The sequence below is a fragment of the Eubacterium sp. genome (assembly GCF_057858645.1).
Genome location: NZ_DBLZZO010000019.1, coordinates 24,602 through 45,589, shown reverse-complemented (window position 1 = coordinate 45,589; position 20,988 = coordinate 24,602). Strand labels below are relative to the sequence as shown.

Annotated in this window: 15 protein-coding genes; 1 reads left to right on the top strand and 14 read right to left on the bottom strand. The window is 34.3% G+C overall.

The genetic code is table 11. The features are described 5' to 3' along the window. Positions 1 to 18: 18 nt before the first annotated feature. The 5 genes from ACZM4J_RS07975 to ACZM4J_RS07955 form a co-directional block, all read right to left on the bottom strand. Positions 19 to 1,221, bottom strand: a complete 1,203-nt coding sequence (locus ACZM4J_RS07975; protein WP_022165274.1) for a homoserine dehydrogenase — start codon at positions 1,219 to 1,221, stop codon at positions 19 to 21. Positions 1,222 to 1,428: 207 nt separating this feature from the next. After that, entirely contained in the window at positions 1,429 to 2,547 is a 1,119-nt protein-coding gene (gene prfB / locus ACZM4J_RS07970) for a peptide chain release factor 2 (RefSeq protein ID WP_022165273.1), read from the bottom strand. 80 nt (positions 2,548 to 2,627) lie between these two features. Further along, positions 2,628 to 5,201, bottom strand: a complete 2,574-nt coding sequence (gene secA, locus ACZM4J_RS07965; RefSeq protein WP_302689847.1) for a preprotein translocase subunit SecA — start codon at positions 5,199 to 5,201, stop codon at positions 2,628 to 2,630. Between the two features lie 247 nt (positions 5,202 to 5,448). Then, entirely contained in the window at positions 5,449 to 5,988 is a 540-nt protein-coding gene (gene hpf / locus ACZM4J_RS07960) for a ribosome hibernation-promoting factor, HPF/YfiA family (RefSeq protein WP_022164538.1), read from the bottom strand. 466 nt (positions 5,989 to 6,454) lie between these two features. Further along, positions 6,455 to 7,774, bottom strand: coding sequence for a C40 family peptidase (locus ACZM4J_RS07955; protein ID WP_412622956.1), 1,320 nt, complete (start codon positions 7,772 to 7,774; stop codon positions 6,455 to 6,457). A gap of 407 nt (positions 7,775 to 8,181) precedes the next feature. On the opposite strand from ACZM4J_RS07955, the gene ymfI reads away from it, so the two are divergent. Then, complete coding sequence (gene ymfI, locus ACZM4J_RS07950) at positions 8,182 to 8,904, top strand: elongation factor P 5-aminopentanone reductase (protein ID WP_412622957.1); 723 nt, start codon at positions 8,182 to 8,184, stop codon at positions 8,902 to 8,904. A gap of 85 nt (positions 8,905 to 8,989) precedes the next feature. Here ymfI and ACZM4J_RS07945 read toward each other — a convergent pair whose 3' ends face one another. From ACZM4J_RS07945 to ACZM4J_RS07905, 9 genes are all read right to left on the bottom strand, one after another. Further along, entirely contained in the window at positions 8,990 to 9,271 is a 282-nt protein-coding gene (locus ACZM4J_RS07945; RefSeq protein WP_412622962.1) for an aldo/keto reductase, read from the bottom strand. Positions 9,272 to 9,322: 51 nt separating this feature from the next. Continuing rightward, positions 9,323 to 11,140, bottom strand: a complete 1,818-nt coding sequence (locus ACZM4J_RS07940; protein ID WP_412622958.1) for a sialidase — start codon at positions 11,138 to 11,140, stop codon at positions 9,323 to 9,325. A gap of 4 nt (positions 11,141 to 11,144) precedes the next feature. Then, a complete protein-coding gene (locus ACZM4J_RS07935; protein WP_412622959.1) occupies positions 11,145 to 14,063 on the bottom strand; it encodes a glycosyl hydrolase family 28-related protein in 2,919 nt (972 codons plus the stop codon). A 19-nt stretch (positions 14,064 to 14,082) separates the two neighbouring features. Beyond that, the gene (locus tag ACZM4J_RS07930; RefSeq protein ID WP_022165216.1) at positions 14,083 to 14,418 is read right to left on the bottom strand and encodes a cupin domain-containing protein; all 336 of its coding nucleotides are present in this window, start codon (positions 14,416 to 14,418) and stop codon (positions 14,083 to 14,085) included. Positions 14,419 to 14,460: 42 nt separating this feature from the next. Further along, entirely contained in the window at positions 14,461 to 15,162 is a 702-nt protein-coding gene (locus ACZM4J_RS07925; RefSeq protein WP_022165217.1) for a GTP pyrophosphokinase, read from the bottom strand. A gap of 348 nt (positions 15,163 to 15,510) precedes the next feature. Further along, a complete protein-coding gene (locus tag ACZM4J_RS07920; protein ID WP_022165218.1) occupies positions 15,511 to 16,248 on the bottom strand; it encodes a hypothetical protein in 738 nt (245 codons plus the stop codon). Continuing rightward, the gene (locus tag ACZM4J_RS07915; RefSeq protein ID WP_022165219.1) at positions 16,245 to 16,571 is read right to left on the bottom strand and encodes a hypothetical protein; all 327 of its coding nucleotides are present in this window, start codon (positions 16,569 to 16,571) and stop codon (positions 16,245 to 16,247) included. Before ACZM4J_RS07915 ends, ACZM4J_RS07920 begins: the two co-directional genes overlap by 4 nt. A 417-nt stretch (positions 16,572 to 16,988) precedes the next feature. Beyond that, positions 16,989 to 19,178, bottom strand: a complete 2,190-nt coding sequence (gene nrdD, locus ACZM4J_RS07910; RefSeq protein ID WP_022165220.1) for an anaerobic ribonucleoside-triphosphate reductase — start codon at positions 19,176 to 19,178, stop codon at positions 16,989 to 16,991. A gap of 300 nt (positions 19,179 to 19,478) precedes the next feature. Beyond that, positions 19,479 to 20,858, bottom strand: coding sequence for an MATE family efflux transporter (locus ACZM4J_RS07905; RefSeq protein ID WP_022165221.1), 1,380 nt, complete (start codon positions 20,856 to 20,858; stop codon positions 19,479 to 19,481). Positions 20,859 to 20,988: the final 130 nt, after the last annotated feature.

Sequence of the window (20,988 nt, the reverse complement as noted above, 5' to 3'; positions counted from 1 at the left end):
CTCCTAATTTATCTTTTATTATCCTTCAATTCTAATTCTAGAGATTACATTTCCTAATTTTTCAGCTTTTGCATCAAAATCCTGTTCGCTTAATTTTTCTGTAGCAAAACCGATTTCTCCTGAAATTCCTGCATCAATGTATTCTACATTTCCAAATACAGCTTCAACTTCTTCTTTTGACTTTGTTGTTCTAACAAAGAACTTCTTCTTTGATTTTGAGAAATCTTCAACTTCAAGCTTTTCTTCTTTCCACATTACAGTTGTAGAAACATTCAAATGTCTAACGCTATCAACCACGTCAGATACTACCGCACTTGCTGTAGGAAGTTTGCCTGCACCGCTACCGATAAATACTAAATCACCAACCATGTTTCCACGTACTAAAATACCGTTAGTTACACCACTAACGTTGTATAATGGATGGTCAGGTGCTAAAAGTCTTGGCGCTACTGAACATACAACACCTGTATCTTCGTTTTTGCATTTTCCTAATAACTTAATTGAACGGCCCATTTTCTTTGCGTACTTAAAGTCTTCAGCTGTAATTTTTGAAATACCTTCTGTGTAAATTTCTTCAAAATCAACTGTCTTTCCTTTTGCTAATGAAGCTAAAATTGCAATCTTTCTAACTGCATCATAACCTTCAATATCAGCTTCAGGATTACGTTCTGCATAACCTAATTCCTGTGCTTTCTTTAATGTGCTGTCAAAATCAGCACCTTCTTTATCCATCTTTGTAAGAATATAGTTTGTTGTACCGTTTAATATACCTGTAATTTCACAAATCTTATCTGCTGTAATATGCATGTTCATTGGACGGATAATAGGAATTCCGCCACCTACTGCTGCTTCAAATAAGAAGTTTCTATTGTTTGACTGAGCAATCTTAATAAGCTCTGCACCGTATTTTGCAACTAACTCCTTGTTAGATGTACACACGCTCTTCTTTGCAAGTAATGCTGATTTTACAAAATCATACGCTGGTTTTAACCCACCCATTACTTCAATTACTACTTCTACTTCAGGATCGTTTAAAATAACATTGTAGTCATGTACTAAAACGCTTTCGCATGGATCTCCCGGAAATTCTCTTAAATCTAATACATATTTTACATCAATTTCTTCACCTGCATTTGCAGTAATAAGCTCTTTATTTTCATTTATAATTTCAAATACACCTGAACCTACTGTTCCGTATCCTAAGATTGCTACCTTTATCATATTTCCTCCTTAATTGTGTTTCTGCCCTTCATGGTGCAAATTCTTCGTAAATTTTAGCATGGTTAAATATTTTTATCAACTAATTTTAAGCTGTTTACTTTGTTTTCATAACAAATTATTGCATATTTATTAATTTTTTTAATAAATTACATGGGTTTTTATGCAATATTGTGGTAGTTCGGTAAAGTGTTAAAGTGGTTTATAATACTAACTTTCCTCATTAGCTGTATTAATCCATTTCAAATATCCATTAATAAAAGGATCAATGTAGCCATCTAAAACCTTGTTAACGTCAGTAACCTCCACGTTTGTTCTATGATCTTTGACCATAGTATACGGTTGCATTACATAAGACCTTATTTGGTTGCCCCAGCCAATCTCTTTTACTTCACCTCTGATTCCTGAGCGCTTTTCTTCCTCTTCCTGTTTTTTTAGCATGTATAATTTTGCCTTCAACATTTTCATTGCCTTGTCTTTGTTCTGAAGCTGTGATCTTTCATTCTGGCATTGAACAACTATGCCTGTTGGCATATGAGTAATTCTAACAGCAGATGATGTTTTGTTAATATGCTGTCCACCTGCGCCACTTGATCTATATGTATCAATTCTTATATCGTCGTCATTAATTTCCACATCTAAATCTTCCTCAATATCCGGCATTACATCTAAAGATACAAATGAAGTCTGTCTTTTGCCTGCCGCGTTAAATGGTGATATTCTAACAAGCCTGTGAACTCCCTTTTCAGATTTCAAATAACCATAGGCATTTTCTCCATTAACCTGAAAAGTTATTGACTTTATTCCTGCTTCGTCACCATCTAAAAAATCTAAAACTTCAGTCTTATAACCTTTTGACTCTGCCCATCTTGTAAACATTCTATAAAGCATACTTGCCCAATCGCAGGATTCTGTTCCACCGGCTCCTGCATTTAATTTAAGAATTGCGTTACATTTGTCATATTCTCCTGATAAAAGAGTGTCTATTTTTGTTTTTTCAAAATTTTCTATAAATTCATTTAACTGTTCTTTTACATCTTCAACGATAGACGCATCTTCCTCTTCATTGCCCATATCTATCAAAATTCCAATATCTTCATAATCCCTTTGGATTTTTGAAATTGTGTCTATTTGAGATTTAAGATTTTTCAATTCCTTCATCAGCTTCTGCGATTTTTCAACATCATCCCAAAACTCCTGTTGTTCCATTGCTTCTTCAATTTCGCGTATTCTGTTTTCTTTTGTTTCAATATCAAAAGAAGCTGCAAGTTCTTTTACTTTATCTTTGTACTGGTTCCACTCATATTTGTATTGTTCAAATTCAACCACAATATTCCCTCACTTGTTGTTTTATAATTTCAAGAAAAGGCGGGTAATCCCCGCCTTCTCGTAATTTTTATTATATGAACTTATGCTTTACGTCCACAACAGTTCTTATATTTCTTTCCACTTCCACAAGGACATGGATCATTTGGATAAATCTTAGCTTCAACTCTCTGCTTTGGCTTCTTAACTCCATCTGAGTCATCTTTGTTTGTTCCTGTAACTTCTGCTACCTCTTCACGTTCAACGTTCTGCTCAACCTGAATATGATATAAAGTCTTTACAGTATCAATCTTAATGTTTTCAATCATATAGCCAAACATTTCGAAACCTTGAATCTTGTATTCAACAGCCGGATCTTTCTGACCGTAAGCCATAAGACCGATACCCTGTTTTAACTGTTCCATGTCATCTAAGTGATCCATCCATTTCTGGTCGATTACTTTAAGAAGGACAATTCTTTCAAGTTCTCTAATATGTTCAGGTTCTGGGAATTCTGCTTCTTTTGCTTCATATAATTTCAAAGCTTCTTCCTTTAATTTCTGTTTGAATTCAGACTTTGTATATTTTTCAAGTTCTTCCGGTTTGCTCTTTAACTTAAATGGAATAATTTCAAATAATGACTGAACTAAACCTGCAATATCCCAATCTTTTGGTGACTGATCATCGCCTGCAAACATATCAACCTGAGATTCAATAATTTCGTTAATCATCTTGATTATTGCATCTCTCATGTTTTCACCGTTAAGAACTCTTGCTCTTTCAGCGTATATGATTTCTCTCTGGTCATTATTAACCTTATCATATTCCATAAGGTTCTTTCTTATACCAAAGTTATTTCCTTCAATCTTCTTCTGAGCTCTTTCAATTGTACTTGTGAGCGCCTTGTGATGTAACTCTTCGTCTTCAGGTACCCCTAATGCATTAAATACTGACATTAATTTTTCTGAAGCAAAAAGTCTCATAATGTCATCTTCAAGTGAGATGTAGAACTTAGATTCACCAACATCTCCCTGACGACCTGAACGACCTCTTAACTGATTATCGATACGTCGTGATTCATGACGCTCTGTACCAATAATCTTAAGTCCGCCTGCTTCTCTTGCTGCATCATCAAGTTTAATATCAGTACCACGACCAGCCATGTTAGTAGCGATAGTTACTGCTCCATGCTGTCCTGCCTGTGCTACAATTTCTGCTTCTTTTTCATGATATTTAGCATTCAATACCTGATGTGGTATACCACGTTTCTTTAAGATATCACTAATCTCTTCTGAAGCATCAATGTTAATTGTACCAACCAAAACAGGCTGTCCTTTTGCATGTGACTGTTCGATATCATCAGCTACTGCTTTTAATTTACCACGCTTTGTTTTAAATACTGCATCTTCGTGGTCAATACGGGCAATTGGTCTGTTTGTTGGTATTTCAACAACGTCCATGCTGTAAATATCTCTAAATTCTTTTTCTTCAGTAAGGGCTGTACCTGTCATACCAGCCTTCTTTTCATACTTGTTAAAGAAGTTCTGGAATGTAATTGTAGCAAGTGTCTTACTTTCTCTGTTAACTTTTACATGTTCTTTTGCTTCAATAGCCTGATGTAGTCCATCAGAATATCTACGGCCAGGCATTATACGACCTGTAAATTCATCAACGATTAATACTTCGTCGTCTTTTACAACGTAATCCTGATCTCTATGCATTAAGTTATGTGCTCTTAAAGCTAAAATAACATTATGCTGTAATTCTAAGTTTTCAGCATCTGCATAGTTATCTATGTGGAAGAATTTTTCAACCTTTGCAATACCCTGTGCTGTAAGGTTAATAATCTTATCCTTTTCATTTACTAAGAAATCACCATCTTCTTCGATATCAACACCCATAAGGGCATCCATCTTGCTCAATTCAGGACTTGCTGTTCCTCTTTCCATCTGTCTTGCTAAAATATCGCACATTTCATAAAGCTTTGTAGACTTACCACTCTGACCTGAAATGATAAGTGGTGTTCTTGCTTCATCAATAAGAACAGAGTCAACCTCATCGATAATACAGTAAGCTAATCCACGCTGAACTAACTGTTCCTTGTATACAACCATGTTATCTCTAAGGTAATCAAATCCAAGTTCGTTATTTGTAATATATGTTATGTCGCAGTCATAAGCTGCTTTCTTGTCTTCATGTTCCATGTCTGAAAGGACACAACCAACTGTAAGTCCTAAAAATCTATGAACCTGTCCCATCCATTCAGCATCTCGAGTAGCAAGGTATTCATTAACTGTTACGATATGAACTCCCTTTCCTGTTAATGCATTTAAATATGCCGGAAGCAAACATGTCTGTGTCTTACCTTCACCTGTTTTCATTTCTGCTATACGTCCCTGGTGAAGAATAATACCACCCATTATCTGACAAGGATAATGTTCTGTTCCAAGAGTTCTTCTTGTTGCTTCTCTTACTAAAGCGAAAGCTTCAGGAAGTAAATCGTCTAATGTTTCCCCCTCTGCATATCTTTTCTTGAATTCTTCTGTTTTTGCTCTCATTTCATCATCTGTTAATTTTTCCATTTCAGGTTTAAGAGCTAAAACCTTGTCTAATGTATGCTTATGTCTTTTTAATTCACGCTCACTATGCGTGCCAATAATTTTGTTAATTACACCCATTGCAATCTCCTCTTTAAATTTATTCTGATCTGCAACGTGGTATCAATTGCTGTTTTCAATCAATTCCCATTGCCAAAGTATTTCACACACTATCGAATATATTAACATTTTACCGTTATTAATTCAACATATTAGATTTTATTTTATTGTAAATTTTGTAAACTTTCCGTTAAAAACAAAGAAATCGCTGTTAACATACACTAATATGTCAACAGCGATTCCGCTTACTTAAATATCACGCAATATTCTAGTCGAAGTTTGGTTCGATTAATCCGAATGTACCGCCCTTTCTCTTATAAACCACGTTCACTTCATCTGTTTCTGCATTAAGGAATACAAAAAAGTTATGTCCTAATAATTCCATCTGAATACAAGCTTCTTCAGCATCCATAGGTTTAATGCCAAAGCTCTTTGTTCTTACAATCTTAACTACATCTTCGTCCTCATCTTCATAATCAGCTTCGATGTAATCATTTGTGAAATTGTCGCGATATGATTTTTTCTTGTCAACTAACTTATTCTTATATTTAACTAACTGACGTTCTATTGTCTCCTCTACCATGTCAATAGAAGCATACATATCCTCACTAACTTCTTCTGCTCTAATAATGCCGCCCTTTACTGGAATTGTTACCTCCACTTTTTGATCGTTTCGGTTAACACTAAGAGTAACATCTGCTTTTGTCTCTTCTGAGAAGTATTTGTCAAGCTTACCAAGCTTCTCTTCTACAGCGCCTTTGATGCCCTCTGTCACCTCAATATTTTTTCCGAAAATTTTAATTTTCATGGTACCACTTCCTTTCGTTATCTAGTAACTAGATTATACCATAAACCACCTACTTTTAACAACGAAAATCACACATTTTTCATTAGTTATATTTTTAACTATCTTTTTGTGCATTTTATACAATTTTTGCGGTTTTTCGTACATTCGATTACATTTAACATAAATTTACCATTTTCTAGTTATTAACATGTATTAACATAGGTTTTTTTTAGATTTTATGGGTTATTAACCGACTTATTAACATTATTAACTTTTTTCACACAGATTTTATGTAAATCTTTGTCGAATTATAAAAGAACAGATGTTTTGTGGGGAAGTTATGAAATTGTGCATTTTTCACATATATCCTTGACAAATGTGGTGACTTTAGTTTTATAAAACAGGCTTTTTGAGAGATAAAAAAAGACCTACAACATATAGTAACATAAGCCCTATATGTTGTAGGTAATAATGCTTTTTTATTAAATTAGTTTATGATTCTTCTTGCTGCACAAGGTGAACCCATACCACTTATTATAATTCCTGTTTCTTCTGTTGATGCATGTATTATCTGACCACCGCCAATGTACATTGCAACGTGAGAAATTGTTGAACTATTATATTTGTAGAATAATAAATCACCTGGCTGTAATGAACCTAATGAGACAGCTCTTCCGTTGTATACCTGAGTATATGATGATCTGTTAAGTGAGTATCCAAAGTGTGCATATACTGACATTGTAAATCCTGAACAGTCTGTTCCGTTTGTTAAACTTGAACCGCCATATACATACGGATTACCTAAAAACTGCTTTGCATAAGCAACTACTGCAGATGCCCCGCCTGATGATGTCTGAGTATTATTATTCTGTGGTGCCTGTGTTGTCTGCTGTCTTGTTGTTTTTGGTGCTGTATATGTATTACTGTTAGTATTTGTATTCTGTCTTGGCTGTGCTTCACCTATTTCTTCTTCCTCAGAAGCTCTCTGCTGTGCCTGAGCCTTAGCCTTGGCCTTGGCTGCTGCCTGAGCTGCTTTTCTTGCAGCTTTCTCTTTTTGTCTCTGTGCTTTCTTAATAGCCTTTTCTTCCTTCATTGTAACTGCTGTGTCCATATCAACACTAACTTTTACAAAATCTGCTGAAACCCAACCACTAACGCCATCGGCGATCTTAATCTTTACCCATTTGCCATCAGCGCTGTATTTTCTAATTGAATAATCTTCGTTACGATATACGTTTGTAACAATATCTGACTTAGTAGATGACTTTTCTCTAACGTGAACACCTGTTGCTGTTACATTAGCAAAAACATAACCATTATCTAATGCTCTTGACTGTGCCTTGTTACCTGTTACAAAAAATTCAGCCTTAATGTATCCTGTACAATTACCAGACTTTATCTTGTACCAGCCATTGCTTGTCTCTTCAATGATTGTGGCTCCACAGTTATTATAAATCTTACCAACTCTTTTTCCTTTTGCTGAAGGTCTTCTTCTAACATTTACATAACCTTCGCTACCACCTTCAACCTTTGCGATGGCAATATTGGAAAATAATTTGTTTTCGTTTGTTGTCTTTTTGCTTTCAACCTTTGTTGTTTTGTTTTCTGTCTTCTCAGGTGCCGGAAGATATGATGACAAACCGTCTTCACTTCCTGTGCTTGATATGTAATTCTCAATATCAACTGCTGCTCCTGCACTTGCCATTTCCGTATTTAAGTCATCAGCAAGCATTGGTTGTGCAAGGGCAAATGTCATAGCTAATGCAAAACATCCTCCTGCAATTTTCTTTGCACAATTGTGCTTCATTATTATACGCCTCCATAAAATATATTTTAACATAAAATGTTACAATAGTATTACAATAATAACATTGAAAAAAAAATCTGTCAACCTATACCTGAATGTGGTATTGTATGTGTATAACAATTCAGCCATGCACATAAAAACAGGAAGGCAAAAAAAGAATGCTTGCATTCTTTTAAGCATTACTGTTTTTATGTATTTGGAGAATCCAAATCAGCGAGATGAAACGAAGTGGAATCGAGCTGCATGGCTGAATATGTAGGCAGGCTGCTTGCGAGATGAAGCAAAGCGAAATCGAGCTGCATGGCTGAATATATAGGCAGGCTGCTTGCGAGATGAAGCAAAGCGAAATCGAGCTGCATGGCTGAATATGTAGGCAGGTTGCTTGCGAGATGAAAGGAAGGGAAAACATGAAAAAAACTGCTATTGTTACCGGAGCATCAGGAGATATTGGAAAAGAAATTGCAAGATTTCTTTTAGAAAAAAATTATACTGTTGTAGGTATTTATTTTAATAATAATGAAGCTTTAGACGAATTAATTGATATTTATGGAGATAATTTGCATACTCTTAAATGTGATTTGTCTTCTTTTTCCTGCGGCAAGGAAATTGCAGACTATATTAGTGAAAATAATCTCAATGTGAATCTTCTTATTAATAATGCGGGGATTTCTATAATTGGATTATTGCAGGACTTAAATGAGGATTCATGGAACAAAATATGGAATACAAATGTTACTTCTGCTATTTCTGTTAGTCAGGCATTAATACCTTTATTTTTGAAGCAGGGTTATGGTCAGATTATTAATATATCATCTGTTTGGGGTAATTGTGGTGCTTCCTGTGAAGTTGCCTATTCTACAACAAAAGGTGCCATTAACACTTTCACTAAAGCTTTAGCAAAAGAGCTGGCACCTTCTAATATTCAAGTTAATGGAATTGCGTGCGGTATCATTGATACCAAAATGAATTCACATTTAGATTCTGAGGATATCGCTTCTATAATAGAAGAAATACCTGTTGGCAGACTGGGCACACCTGAAGATGTAGCCAAAACTGTATATTCCATAAGTGAAGCTGGTTCTTATCTAACCGGGCAAATTATTACTCTAGACGGCGGTTGGACAAGTTAATTGTCCTTTCCGCTATATTCACAAGACTATTCCTTGCTATAAAGTAAAAGATTAATTATTTCTTGTGAACGTGATGACAAGTTAATTATTTTTTATCAAGATATTCCATATCTTCATTGCTTATTTCAAAATCAACCTGTACGTTAGAAATAATTCTTTCTTCCTTAGTTGATTTTGGAATAGCTATTGCATCTTTTTGAATACAATATCTAACACAAATCTGTGGAATTGTTGCGTTGTATTTTTCAGCAATTTTTGCAACATATTCATCATTTACCAAGCCACCTGTTGCAAGTGGTGAATATGCCATTAACTGAATGTCATGTTCCTTACACATAGCAACTACTGCTTCCTGTCTGTTTCCAATATGGAAGTTTCTTTAAGTATCATTTATTTCTACTATCCTTCTATATATTTTTTATTGAATAATAATTCCGTTTTCGTATTCTCTTATTCTGCATGCATCACCTAAATTTTCAGTTGCTGTTCCACTTTTGTTTATAATGTGGGAAATCTGTCCCTGACCGTTTAGTTTTACTGTGCATGTGTTATGTAGCTTAACTCCTTTTCTATCAGGAACTTCCACTGCTGATGTAATGTCTATGTCACTGTCTCTGTTATAACAGTAAACACCTATGCCGTAGCTCTCAAACTTTTTAACACTGTCTACAACTTTAATTGAAGCACAGCCGTTGACTTTTCCATTGTGGCTTTTATAGGCTTCCTGCTTTGGCACATCGTATGGCAACTCACTTTGGTAAAAGAATAATTTACCATTTTCGCCATTCCAAATAGTCTGATATTCCTTAAAGTGTTCCACAAACAAACCATACATTGTTACATTATCACCGTTAATGATAATTCCGTTAGTTGCTGTGTTAACGTCCCAACCTACATTTGTGCTATGGTCAGCTCGCCATACCCAGAAATTATCGCCTATTACGTTATTGCTGTTAATTGTTACGCAGTTTTTAACCTTGCCTGCGTACTTTCCACCACCAACTCTAAAGTACACATCACTAAAAGAAAGTGGATTTTTTTCATGAGATACATTTGTTTTCTTATCGCCAACCTGTAATAATGTTTCTGACTCTTTTTCACCTGCATCAAACAAAAGTCCGCATACCTTTATACCGTCTTCATCTGAAACATTCATGACAACATTTCCTTTTGAAGCTTCAAGTGTAGCCAGTCCCATACCGTAAATAATTGTATCTTTCTTTGTTACTTTTAGAGTTTCTTTTATATTATAGATGCCCGGTGTAAATAAAATATTCTTTCCGTCAGCTAAAGCCTTGTTTAATGTTTTGCTATTGTCTTTGTCAGGATTTGCAATGTAAAAAGTGTTTAGGCTGTAAAATGTGCCTGTTACACCATTTTCCCATGAAATGCCTTGTGCATTTTTGCGAAGTTTTGGAACCATAACCCCATAGCCTTTGTCATTATCGTAGCAAATATATGGCTTCTCCTGTACTACCGGTGACTCTTCCACTACTGTATATGGAGCGTATGGCCACTCTCCTGAAGGATTACTGTAAGCTTCCTCGCCTACAAAAACCATGTTCCAAACACCGTTTTCCCAGTTGTTCCACTGATTATTTCTACATAAATACTGCTGCTGTGAACCTGAAGAAACTGTCCCGTCAAATTTGCTGTCTGCAATAAAACCGCCACTTGACCAGCCTTCTCCATCACTTAAAACAATCCCATCACTTGAATTAACTCGTCGTAATGAAACTGCCTGAGAATTAGCCCACATACAATATTTATTAATGGAAAAGTTTTCTGCACTTCTCCAGAAGTTACATGTTGCATTTGTGCCCATCCACTTTGCATCGACCCATAATTGATTAATATTAGTATCTGTAGGTTCAATTCCTAAACCTGAAACCTGAGTATAAAATCCTACTTTTACAGATAATGATTTATCATACTTACCGGATTTAAACAAAAGTGCATATCGCTCATCACCAAACTGATTTGACTCCTGTTTTTTGTACACCGAATCTATTTTGTTCTGTGCATCTTCTATTTTGTCTTTGCTGTCAAAAACATAAACATTATCTCCGAAAATCTTGTTGTCAGTTACAGGATTTCCTTTTGAAACGTATGTTATTTTTTCTTTAGATTCCTTTGCACTATCGCTGTTATTTTTGCTATTATTTTTGCTGCCACCGCAACCTACCATGGTAAAAGCCAACAACGCAGCTAATGCCATAATCAATCCTTTTCTCATAATTTTAATAATCCTTTACTAAATATACTGCATGTCTCGTTGTCACAATAAGATTGTTTCTCTTCTCCCCTCCAAAATCAAAAGTTGTAGGTCTTTGTGGCAACTTAATTGTGTCTGACAATTTGAAATCTTCATATATTTTAATATTGTCATCTGCCACGTAAATTTTATTGTTAAACTTTCTTACTTTATAATCGCCCTCTTCTATAATCGGAACCGGGTTCTCCAGTAAACCGTCTTCTGTAATATCACACTGCCATACGCGCTTGTACAATTCATCTACTGAATATAACTTTCTTCCCGGCTTTGATCTTGATAAATTATTTGCTCTCATTAAATCATAGTGGCATGGGATAATTGTCTTTCCGTCTTTTGCCAAAAATGCCTTCTTTGGATTGTAGGTAACAACCTGTTCAAAGTCATTTCCATCTCTCCAACGGTTTCCCGGATATAAAACTCTTTCCGGTTTAATATCGCCTATATTGACTTTGTGCAATTTCTCAATGTCACCATTTTTGTCAATTGTAAATGCCACAACAATTGCTCTGCTGTCATACCAGAAGCCATAAGATGTGCCATAGCTGTCAGGTGGTAAGTTGTTTATTATTTCCTTGCCATTTAAAGTAGCTTCTCTTGGAATTGAATATTCACCAACTACAACAATATTGTCTCTTGTGTCAAAACCAATAGAATTAATCTTGAACGGTGATTCAAAATACATTGTCATCTTCAGGGTTTTGCCATCTATTCGATAAATCTTCTTGTCTAAGCTATCAAGGAAATAGAAGTTACCTCTGCCGTCACAACAGCCACCATCAGCAAATCTAAATCCACTGTATAATAATTCATTACTATATTTATTTTTGGAATCCATTGAAAATTCAACTACCGTATTTCTTGTTATGTGACTTGTTTCTTTTCCAGTAACTTCAATTCTTGCCGCCTGCCAAGGTCTTACCTCAATGCCTGTATTAACATCTAATAGGAAATTGTCTATTGTATATTTCATCTGAGAATAATTGTGTACATTAAGGAATTTAATGTTTTCACAATCCCAGGTTTTGACACAATATGGATAAGGCTTGTTTACAAATACAGTTCTGAAACAGTAGGTTGATGCAAAAGTAATATCCTTACAATTATGTAATTCTATTGGCTGTGCAAATTCGCCCTCTGCTTTTTCCTCTTCACTTTGGAAACCATAAATTGTTACGTCTTTTGCCTTTATCATTCTAATTTCGCATCTTTGATGATGTTCTAAGGACAAACAGTAAATTCTAATTGGAGAACTGTTTTTCTCAATTTGAACACCTGCTGTAACATAAGGGCTGGCTGACCAAACGTCTTTAAAAATACCTCCACCATTTCTGATTAACAAACTTGGATATTGATAGTCCCATATTTTCTTAAGGTCAGCGTCTCTTGCTCTTCCTCTGTCGTATGGCATTTCAAAGTCGCCTGTGCCTTTGACCAAATTACCATGACCACCAAAGAATTTCACGTCGTTCATATATGAATCGCCGTTGGCACACCAGAACACACCACATGCTCTAGGATTTCGACCACCTGTGTACACGCCTAATCCAAAGAGAATATTCTTTCCGGTTGATGTCTTTATGAAAGGTTTTACCTTTCCAAAACCTGTAAATTTCTCTGCATTTTCTTTTAATACTAATCTTGTGGAAACCGGATTCATACCAACAAAAGAAGTATCCTCTTTTAAAGTAATTGTGTCTGTTAAAATGTATTCTCCCTGTGGGAAATATATTGTCTGATACTTTTCAACTGCATTCTTTAAGGCTTCTGTATCATCTGTAACGCCATCACCTTTCAAGCCTAGATCTTTAGCATTTGCCCACAATTTCATCTCCTGAAGTACCGGCAGGTCTGTTTTTAAAATAGAATAATCCACTTCTCTTGCATAGCGGTAAATTTCATCGTGGAACTGTTTGTCAGGATTAATGTCACTTGCCACAATTCCATGGGTATACTTTTTCAATCTGCACTGGTAATCTTCGCTGTTTATTTTTCTTCCTGTGTCTTTAAAAGAAACAATATTTTCCACTGCCCTCAGATAACAGTTTTTTACATTAATCTGTGTAAGCTGATTTTTCTCCTGAGCAATGTCCAAAAATGTATTCATGTCCTCAAATATTGAGTCTTCTATAATTAATTTTTCAAAATAACCTTCATCAACATCAATGAACTTGGATGTGTTAGTGCTGTGAGCTCTTATTATATTAAGACCTGCTTCGTGGGTTCTAATGGCTGCTGCAGTCTGACCGTTAAACCTTACATCAACCATAACAAAAGGCCAGCCCGGAGAACACTTTGTAGTAACGATGCCATACTTTCCACCATTAATGAAAATATCTTCCATTTCGTTTCCAACATCGTAAATGCCTGCCATTCCTGACTCAACATTAATATCGATATGATTAATGAAACAATGCTGTGCGTAATGAGTTCTAAAAGCCACTGCCTGAGAATTGCCCCTGCCCAGACTTACATTTACGTTAGACATTGCACTGTAAAAAGTTCCCGGATTGGCATCCTGAATACGACTTTCGTCCTCTTCCATTTTGTTAGTAAACCAAAACAGATATTTAAAACCACCTTTTTGTTCAGGATGTGGTTCATCAAAACCATCCGCATTATCCTGTAAAATAAATTCAGGTCTGTTCTTGCCATAACCTATAATTCGTACTGCTTTTGGAACATAGATTGTTCTACTAAGAAGGTACTTACCTTCAGGCACAAATAGCACTCCATATCCATCCTGTTTTACAACAGCGTGGATTGCTTCCTGTAACTGCACACTTACATCTTCCGTTCCATCATTTTTAATATTAAAATTGTCCTGTGTAAAATACACAGCTTTACCATCCGTTAGTTTTTCCTTATAAAATGACACTCCATTCATACGCTATACCGATTCCTTTTTATAATTTATGATTAGGTACAACTGCATACATTACAAAATCCTCTGTACCTTTATTTACCATTCCATGACTATGTCCCATTGGACAATAATGAACTGTACCGGGTTTTAAAATTTCTGTCTTCCCGTCCATTATTACTTCCGCTTCCCCTGAAAGTGCAAAAACTACTTCGCTGTTATTTTCGTGAGTGTGAACACCTATGGAAGCTCCCGGAATTAAAGTGCCTTTCATTAATTTTAAATTGTCGTCCACATGCATTTTGGCACTAATCTGTTTTTCTCCACCATAAAAATTAGGAATTACTGTATCTTCCATCTTACTAAATTCAAAAATCATAATCTGTCTCCTTTTTTACTGTTTATTTTTATATTAAAATATCTATTTGATTCCTTTTGCAAGTGCGTTCTTTTCAATACTTTTCTTAATGTTTTCCATTTTTTGGTCTAAATCGGCACACTTTAGGGCACACTCTGTTAATTCTTTTGACAATTTTTCAAGGATATCCTCATCTAAATCTTTCTTGTATCTTAATTTGTGCTCAAGACTTGCCCAAAAATCCATAGCAATTGTTCTAAGCTGAACTTCTACTTTCATGGCTCTTTTTTCGTTTTCCAAAAATATTGGTACTTCAACAATCAAATGAAGACTCCTGTAGCCACTTTCTTTAGGATTTTTAATATAATCCTTCTTTTCGATTAATGTTATGTCATCCTGCTGTAACAGTAAATCTGCCATTTTATAAATATCTTCCTTAAAAGAACAAATTATTCTAATTCCTGCAATATCAAAAATATTTTCCTCAATTCCTTCTGTTGTCATTGGAATATTTTTCTTTCGCATTTTTTTCATTATACTATCCGGTGACTTAAGTCTTGACTTAATTGCCTCAATAGGGTTCTCGTCATAACGTAGTGAAAACTGTTCGTTTAGCACCTTAAACTTAGTTTCCACCTCCATAATGGCACATCTGTAATAGGTCATTAGTCTGTTATAAGACAATGTACCCTCTTTTATTTTCTCTAGATGTTCTTCCTTTGTTAGTTCATTAAAAAAATGATCCTTTAAATGTTCTACAATCATATTTTTCTCCTGTTCCATTTATATATAATCTCTTTGCGTGTAAGCTATTTATATAAATATATTTACTATTCAACCAGAGTTATCATTTAACTAGGGTTAATTTTTATTATTCAATTTTATCCGACCTGCAAACTTGCTATAATTATACCATTTAGGAGTAAAATATGAAACGATTTTTTAACAATATTTAATCCTGAATAGCCACTACTCAATTTTGCAATCACTGGTTAAAACATAATTTTTTAGTGTTTGTATGACTTGAAAACACATTATTCCCAACTGATTTTTGCCATATTAAATAAGCTGCACGCTAATTGTTTAGTGTGCAGCTTATTTAATAATTAATATTTATTTTGCATACATAGCCGATATATATTCATTATCGTCTACTTCTACTTCTGTTCTGTTTTTTTCTGTTAATTTATCTTTTTCCATTATGTATTCAACTATTTCATCATCAAAGTTTACAATATATAATTTATTTCCTACAACATCATACTGTATAGCACATGAATTAATATTATACTCTGTTTCGATTTTTTCTAAATCCATATTATACTTTATAATTTTTGAATCATTGTTTTGTGCATGCATAGATGCCACTAATACATACAAATAATTCCCTACGCCCTTTACCAATATAGGATCAGTATACTTTAAAGTTTTTATTTTTATTTTATGAACCTTGTTATTTTTAACATACAACAGGCTTTTTCTCCCCGGCATATAGAGCTTATTTTTATATTCATAAAAAGATAAAGGTTCTGTATCTTCGTCACAATATTTCGTCAACTCTATTTTATTACCTGATTTGTCTTTTCCATCAAAGTCTACTTTGGCTAGAAATGCTCTTCCATTTATCCAATCGGTTAGTCTATAAAAATCTCCACTATATACGCAACACTCCATGCACATTTCATTTTTCACTTCTACCTCGTCCATTTTATTATCTTTAATAGTAGTTCTGCTAACTGTTGTTGCTCCGTTTAAATTAGCTATTCCATATATGTATTTTTCATCTACGCATATGTTATTTGTATATTTACATACTTTATATTCCTTTATTTCTCCTGTTTCAGTATTCAACTGCAAGACTTTACATTTTTTTTATCTATTCCGTGACCTATACTCATTTCATAAATATATTTTCCCTTTTTTATTGGTAATCCAAAATTTGTTCTGCCAACGCCACCATAAGAATATTTATTTGTTTTAATTGATTTTAAATGCTGGTTGAAAAATTCTATTTTTGTTTTTCCGAATATATTATTTGTTTTTGGCGTTTTCACAACTGCTACGCTATATTTTTTTTCTTTACCACTTAGCTTGGAATTTGTATTAGTACAACCACTTGTTACTATTAGTACACACACAATGACTGATAGCATTAAATATTGTTTTAGTTTCATTTTTCATTATCTCCTTACCTATTATGTTTATTAAGGAATTCCCCATTATATACATTGCGAGTACCCAGTCATATCTGTTCCTCCACAATGTACCTACAGCTAACTTAACTATATTTTTACACAATTTTGTTTTTTATTCAATTAACAATTTTTACAATATCCTTTTTTCAAAAAACGACATTTTCGTCTTATTGTTTCTTTTTTTTGTGTCATTGTATATTGTGTATAATATGAGTAACGTTTTTTGTAAAATGTGTTGCATTGTTTTGTTTACTTATAATTAAATAGAATGTCTATTGCAAAAATCACAAAAAAGAACTAAACCACAAAAACAGCATCGACAATTGTCAATGCTGTTCTTGTTCTTAAAGTTCATTTTTTAATTATATCCGAAATTTTTTCCGGTTGTTTATGTTTTTATAGATGAAGCACTCTATCTTTTATTTCCTGTGTTCTTCCCTGGTTCCAGAACTGTGTTCCGATGTAACCGCAAGTTCTTCTAGCAACACTCATTTTGTCCTGGTCTCTGTTTCCACAGTTTGGACATTCCCAAACAAGTTTGCCTGTTTTTTCATCATTTATAATTTGAATTTCGCCGTTATATCCACAACATTCGCAATAATCTGATTTTGTATTTAATTCAGCGTACATAATGTTGTCATAAATAAACTTCATTACTTCGATTACTGCTTCTATATTATCCTGTAGGTTTGGAACTTCTACATAACTGATAGCTCCACCCGGTGATAATTTCTGGAAATCTGATTCGAATTTAAGTTTGCTGAAAGCGTCTATTTTTTCTGTAACATGTACGTGGTAACTGTTTGTAATGTAATTCTTGTCTGTAACGCCTTTAATAATTCCAAATCTCTTCTGTAAACATTTTGCAAACTTATATGTTGTAGATTCCATTGGTGTACCATATACTGAATAACTAATGTTCTCTGCTGCTTTCCATTCTGCACATTTGTCGTTAAGTCTCTGCATAACTTTAAGAGCAAATGGTCTAGCCTCAGGATCTGTATGTGATTTACCTGTCATTCTTACACACATTTCATAAAGTCCGGCGTAACCAAGAGATATTGTTGAATATCCATCAAATAATAATTTATCAATTGTTTCACCTTTTTTAAGACGGGCCAATGCTCCATTTTGCCAAAGAATTGGTGCCACATCTGAAGGTGTTCCAAGTAATCTTTCGTGTCTGCATCTTAATGCTCTGTGACATAACTCTAATCTTTCATCTAAAATTTTCCAGAATAAATCCATATCTCCGTTAGATGAACATGCAACATCAACTAAGTTAATAGTTACAACACCCTGGTTGAAACGTCCATAGAACTTATGGCTTCCGTCTTCATTTCTCTGACTGTCTTCTACAGTAAGGAATGAACGACATCCCATACATGGATAAACGCACCCCTGTTTCATTTCTTTCATTACTTTGGCTGAAATATAATCAGGTACCATACGTTTAGCTGTACATTTTGCTGCAAGTTCTGTTAACTTCCAATATTTTGAATCAGGTGTTACATTGTCTTCGTCTAAAACATATATAATCTTAGGGAATGCCGGTGTAATCCAAACACCTTTTTCATTTTTTACACCCTGAATACGCTGCTTTAATACTTCTTCTATAAGTGTAGCCAAGTCATCTCTTGTCTGACCTTCAGGCACTTCATCAAGGTACATAAACATTGTTACAAAAGGAGCCTGTCCATTACATGTCATAAGTGTAATAAGCTGATACTGAATAGTCTGTATACCTCTGTTGATTTCGTCTTTTAATCTTCTCTCAACAATTTTCTTTACCTGTTCATCGCTGTAATTAAGTCCAATCTGCTCTCTTTCAGCTAAAACTTCTTTTGTAATTTTCTCTCTACTAACCTGTACAAATGGTGCTAAATGTCCTAATGAAAAAGACTGTCCACCGTACTGATTACTTGCAACCTGAGCAACAATCTGTGTAGTAACGTTACATGCTGTGTAGAAACTATGTGGTTTATCAATCTTTGTTTCTGAAATGCATGTTCCGTTCTGTAACATATCCTCTAAATTAATTAAGTCACAGTTATGCTCTTTTTGAGCAAAATAGTCTGAATCGTGGAAATGAATAATTCCCTGTTCATGTGCTTCAACTATTTCTTCAGGTAATAATATACGTCTTGTTAAATCCTTACTAACTTCGCCTGCCATATAATCTCTTTGAGTTGAGTTAATTGTAGGATTTTTGTTTGAGTTCTCCTGCTTAACTTCTTCGTTTAACTGTTCAATAAGCGCAAGAATTCCTTCGTCTGTTGTATTAGTTTTACGTGCAAGTTCACGTACATAACGGTATCTTACATACTTCTGTGCAACTTCATAGCCACGCATTTCCATAATTCCACGTTCAACCATATCCTGAATATCTTCAACTGATGTGGCATGCTGTGTAGACATAATTTCTTTCTCAAGTATATTTCCTACTGCTGCAATCTGGTATTCATTTAACTTGTGTATTGGTTCCACTTCGTTATTTGCAGCTCTAATTGCATTTAGGATTTTATTTACATCAAAAGAAACTTCCTCTCCATTTCTCTTAATAACTCTTCTAATCTTTGACTCCATATTAATACCTATCTCCTTTGCAATTTCTTGTATATTTCCCTAACTATTGTTCTAAATATTGTTAATCTTATCTCCAAAAAATCCCTTTATTCTGCCTGAACTCCCCTATTTATGGGGTGATTCCTATATTTTGTCCGTTTTTTAAGCGAACACAAGATATTGTGTCCGCCTAACGTATTATAGCACAACATATTCTATTTTGTATAGTACATATTTTTCTTTTTTTCAAAATTTTTTTTATTATTTTTCAATAAGTTACCTTTTATATAATCTGTGTTTAAAATATATAATTTTGTTAAGTTACTGCAATGTTTTAAACACTTTTCTTACGACTATAAGTGACAGTGCTGCTGCAAGAAAATCTGAAATCGGTGCAACGTACATTACACCTTCAATTCCCATTGCCTTTCCACCTATTGTTGTAAAAATAATTGGAAGAACCAACATTAAAGGAATAAAACAAATCACCTGTCTTGTAAGAGATAAAAATGTTCCCTTGTTAGGTTCACCGATAACTGTACAAAATGTTGATGTTATTGGCTGTATTCCATTTAAAAATGTCATAAATAAAAATACTCTAAAGAATTTGACTCCAAACTGTATGTATTCTTTGCTTCCTGAACCAAATATGCTTAAAAGCTGTTCAGGGAATAACTGAAATACAACAAATGCAATACATGAAATTACAACGTTGCATGTAAGTGCCATCTTGTAGGTTCTCTTAACTCTGTCAAACTTTCCTGCTCCTCTGTTAAAACTTACAATTGGCTGCATGCCCTGGGCTACCCCAATACAAACTGAGAAGTAAACCTGATTTACCTTCATTACAATTCCGCATACTGCAAGGGGTATATTTGCTCCGTATGAACTTAACGCCCCGTAATATGTTAGTGTCTTGTTCATTACAATCTGAACAAACATAATTGCCAACTGATTTAGTCCTTGAGCCATACCAAGGTGACTTGCTCTTAAACATATTTTTGCATTTGGCACAAAATGCTCTTTCTTTAATTTAACTGTTTTAAAATGTATTAAATACCAAATAACCATTAATGTAGCAACGTACTGACCGATAATTGTAGCAATTGCAGCACCTGACATTCCCCAACCAAAGAGAATTACAAAAATATAATCAAGTACAACATTAATAACCGCCCCTGTCAGATTGCACGCCATTGAAAAGTTAGGATTACCATCTGCCCTTACTAAATGTGCTCCACCTGCTGATACAATGGCTGCCGGAAATCCTAATGCAATAACTCTTGTATATTCCATTGCAAAAGGAAGCACCTTGTCTGTTGAACCAAAAAATAAAAGCATTGGCTTCATAAAAACTATACCGATAACTCCTATAATCACACCTATAATAAGCATAAGTGTTGTTGCATTACCTATGTAATATGGTGCTTTCTTTGTGTCACCTGCCCCCATGTTTAAATTAAAGCCTGATGCCGAACCTATACCTAATGTAAGAGCTGTAGCAAGGCATAAAGTTGTAAGCGGAAAAGCCACATTAGTTGCCGCATTTCCTAACTCTCCTACTGTTTGTCCTATAAAAATTTGGTCTACTATATTATATAGGGACATTACTATCATTGATATAATACTTGGCACTGCGAATTTTTTTAATAATTTTCCTATTGGTTGTGTTCCTAAAGGATTAGCTATTTCCTGTGTCATTGTTTTCCTCCCTATTTCTTCTTTTTTTGCCAGACAGCTAAACTCTATAATACAACTGTATTGTATGTTTTTTCAACATTTATTTTCAAAAATATTATTATTTTCTATTATTCATTATTACTCTATTTTT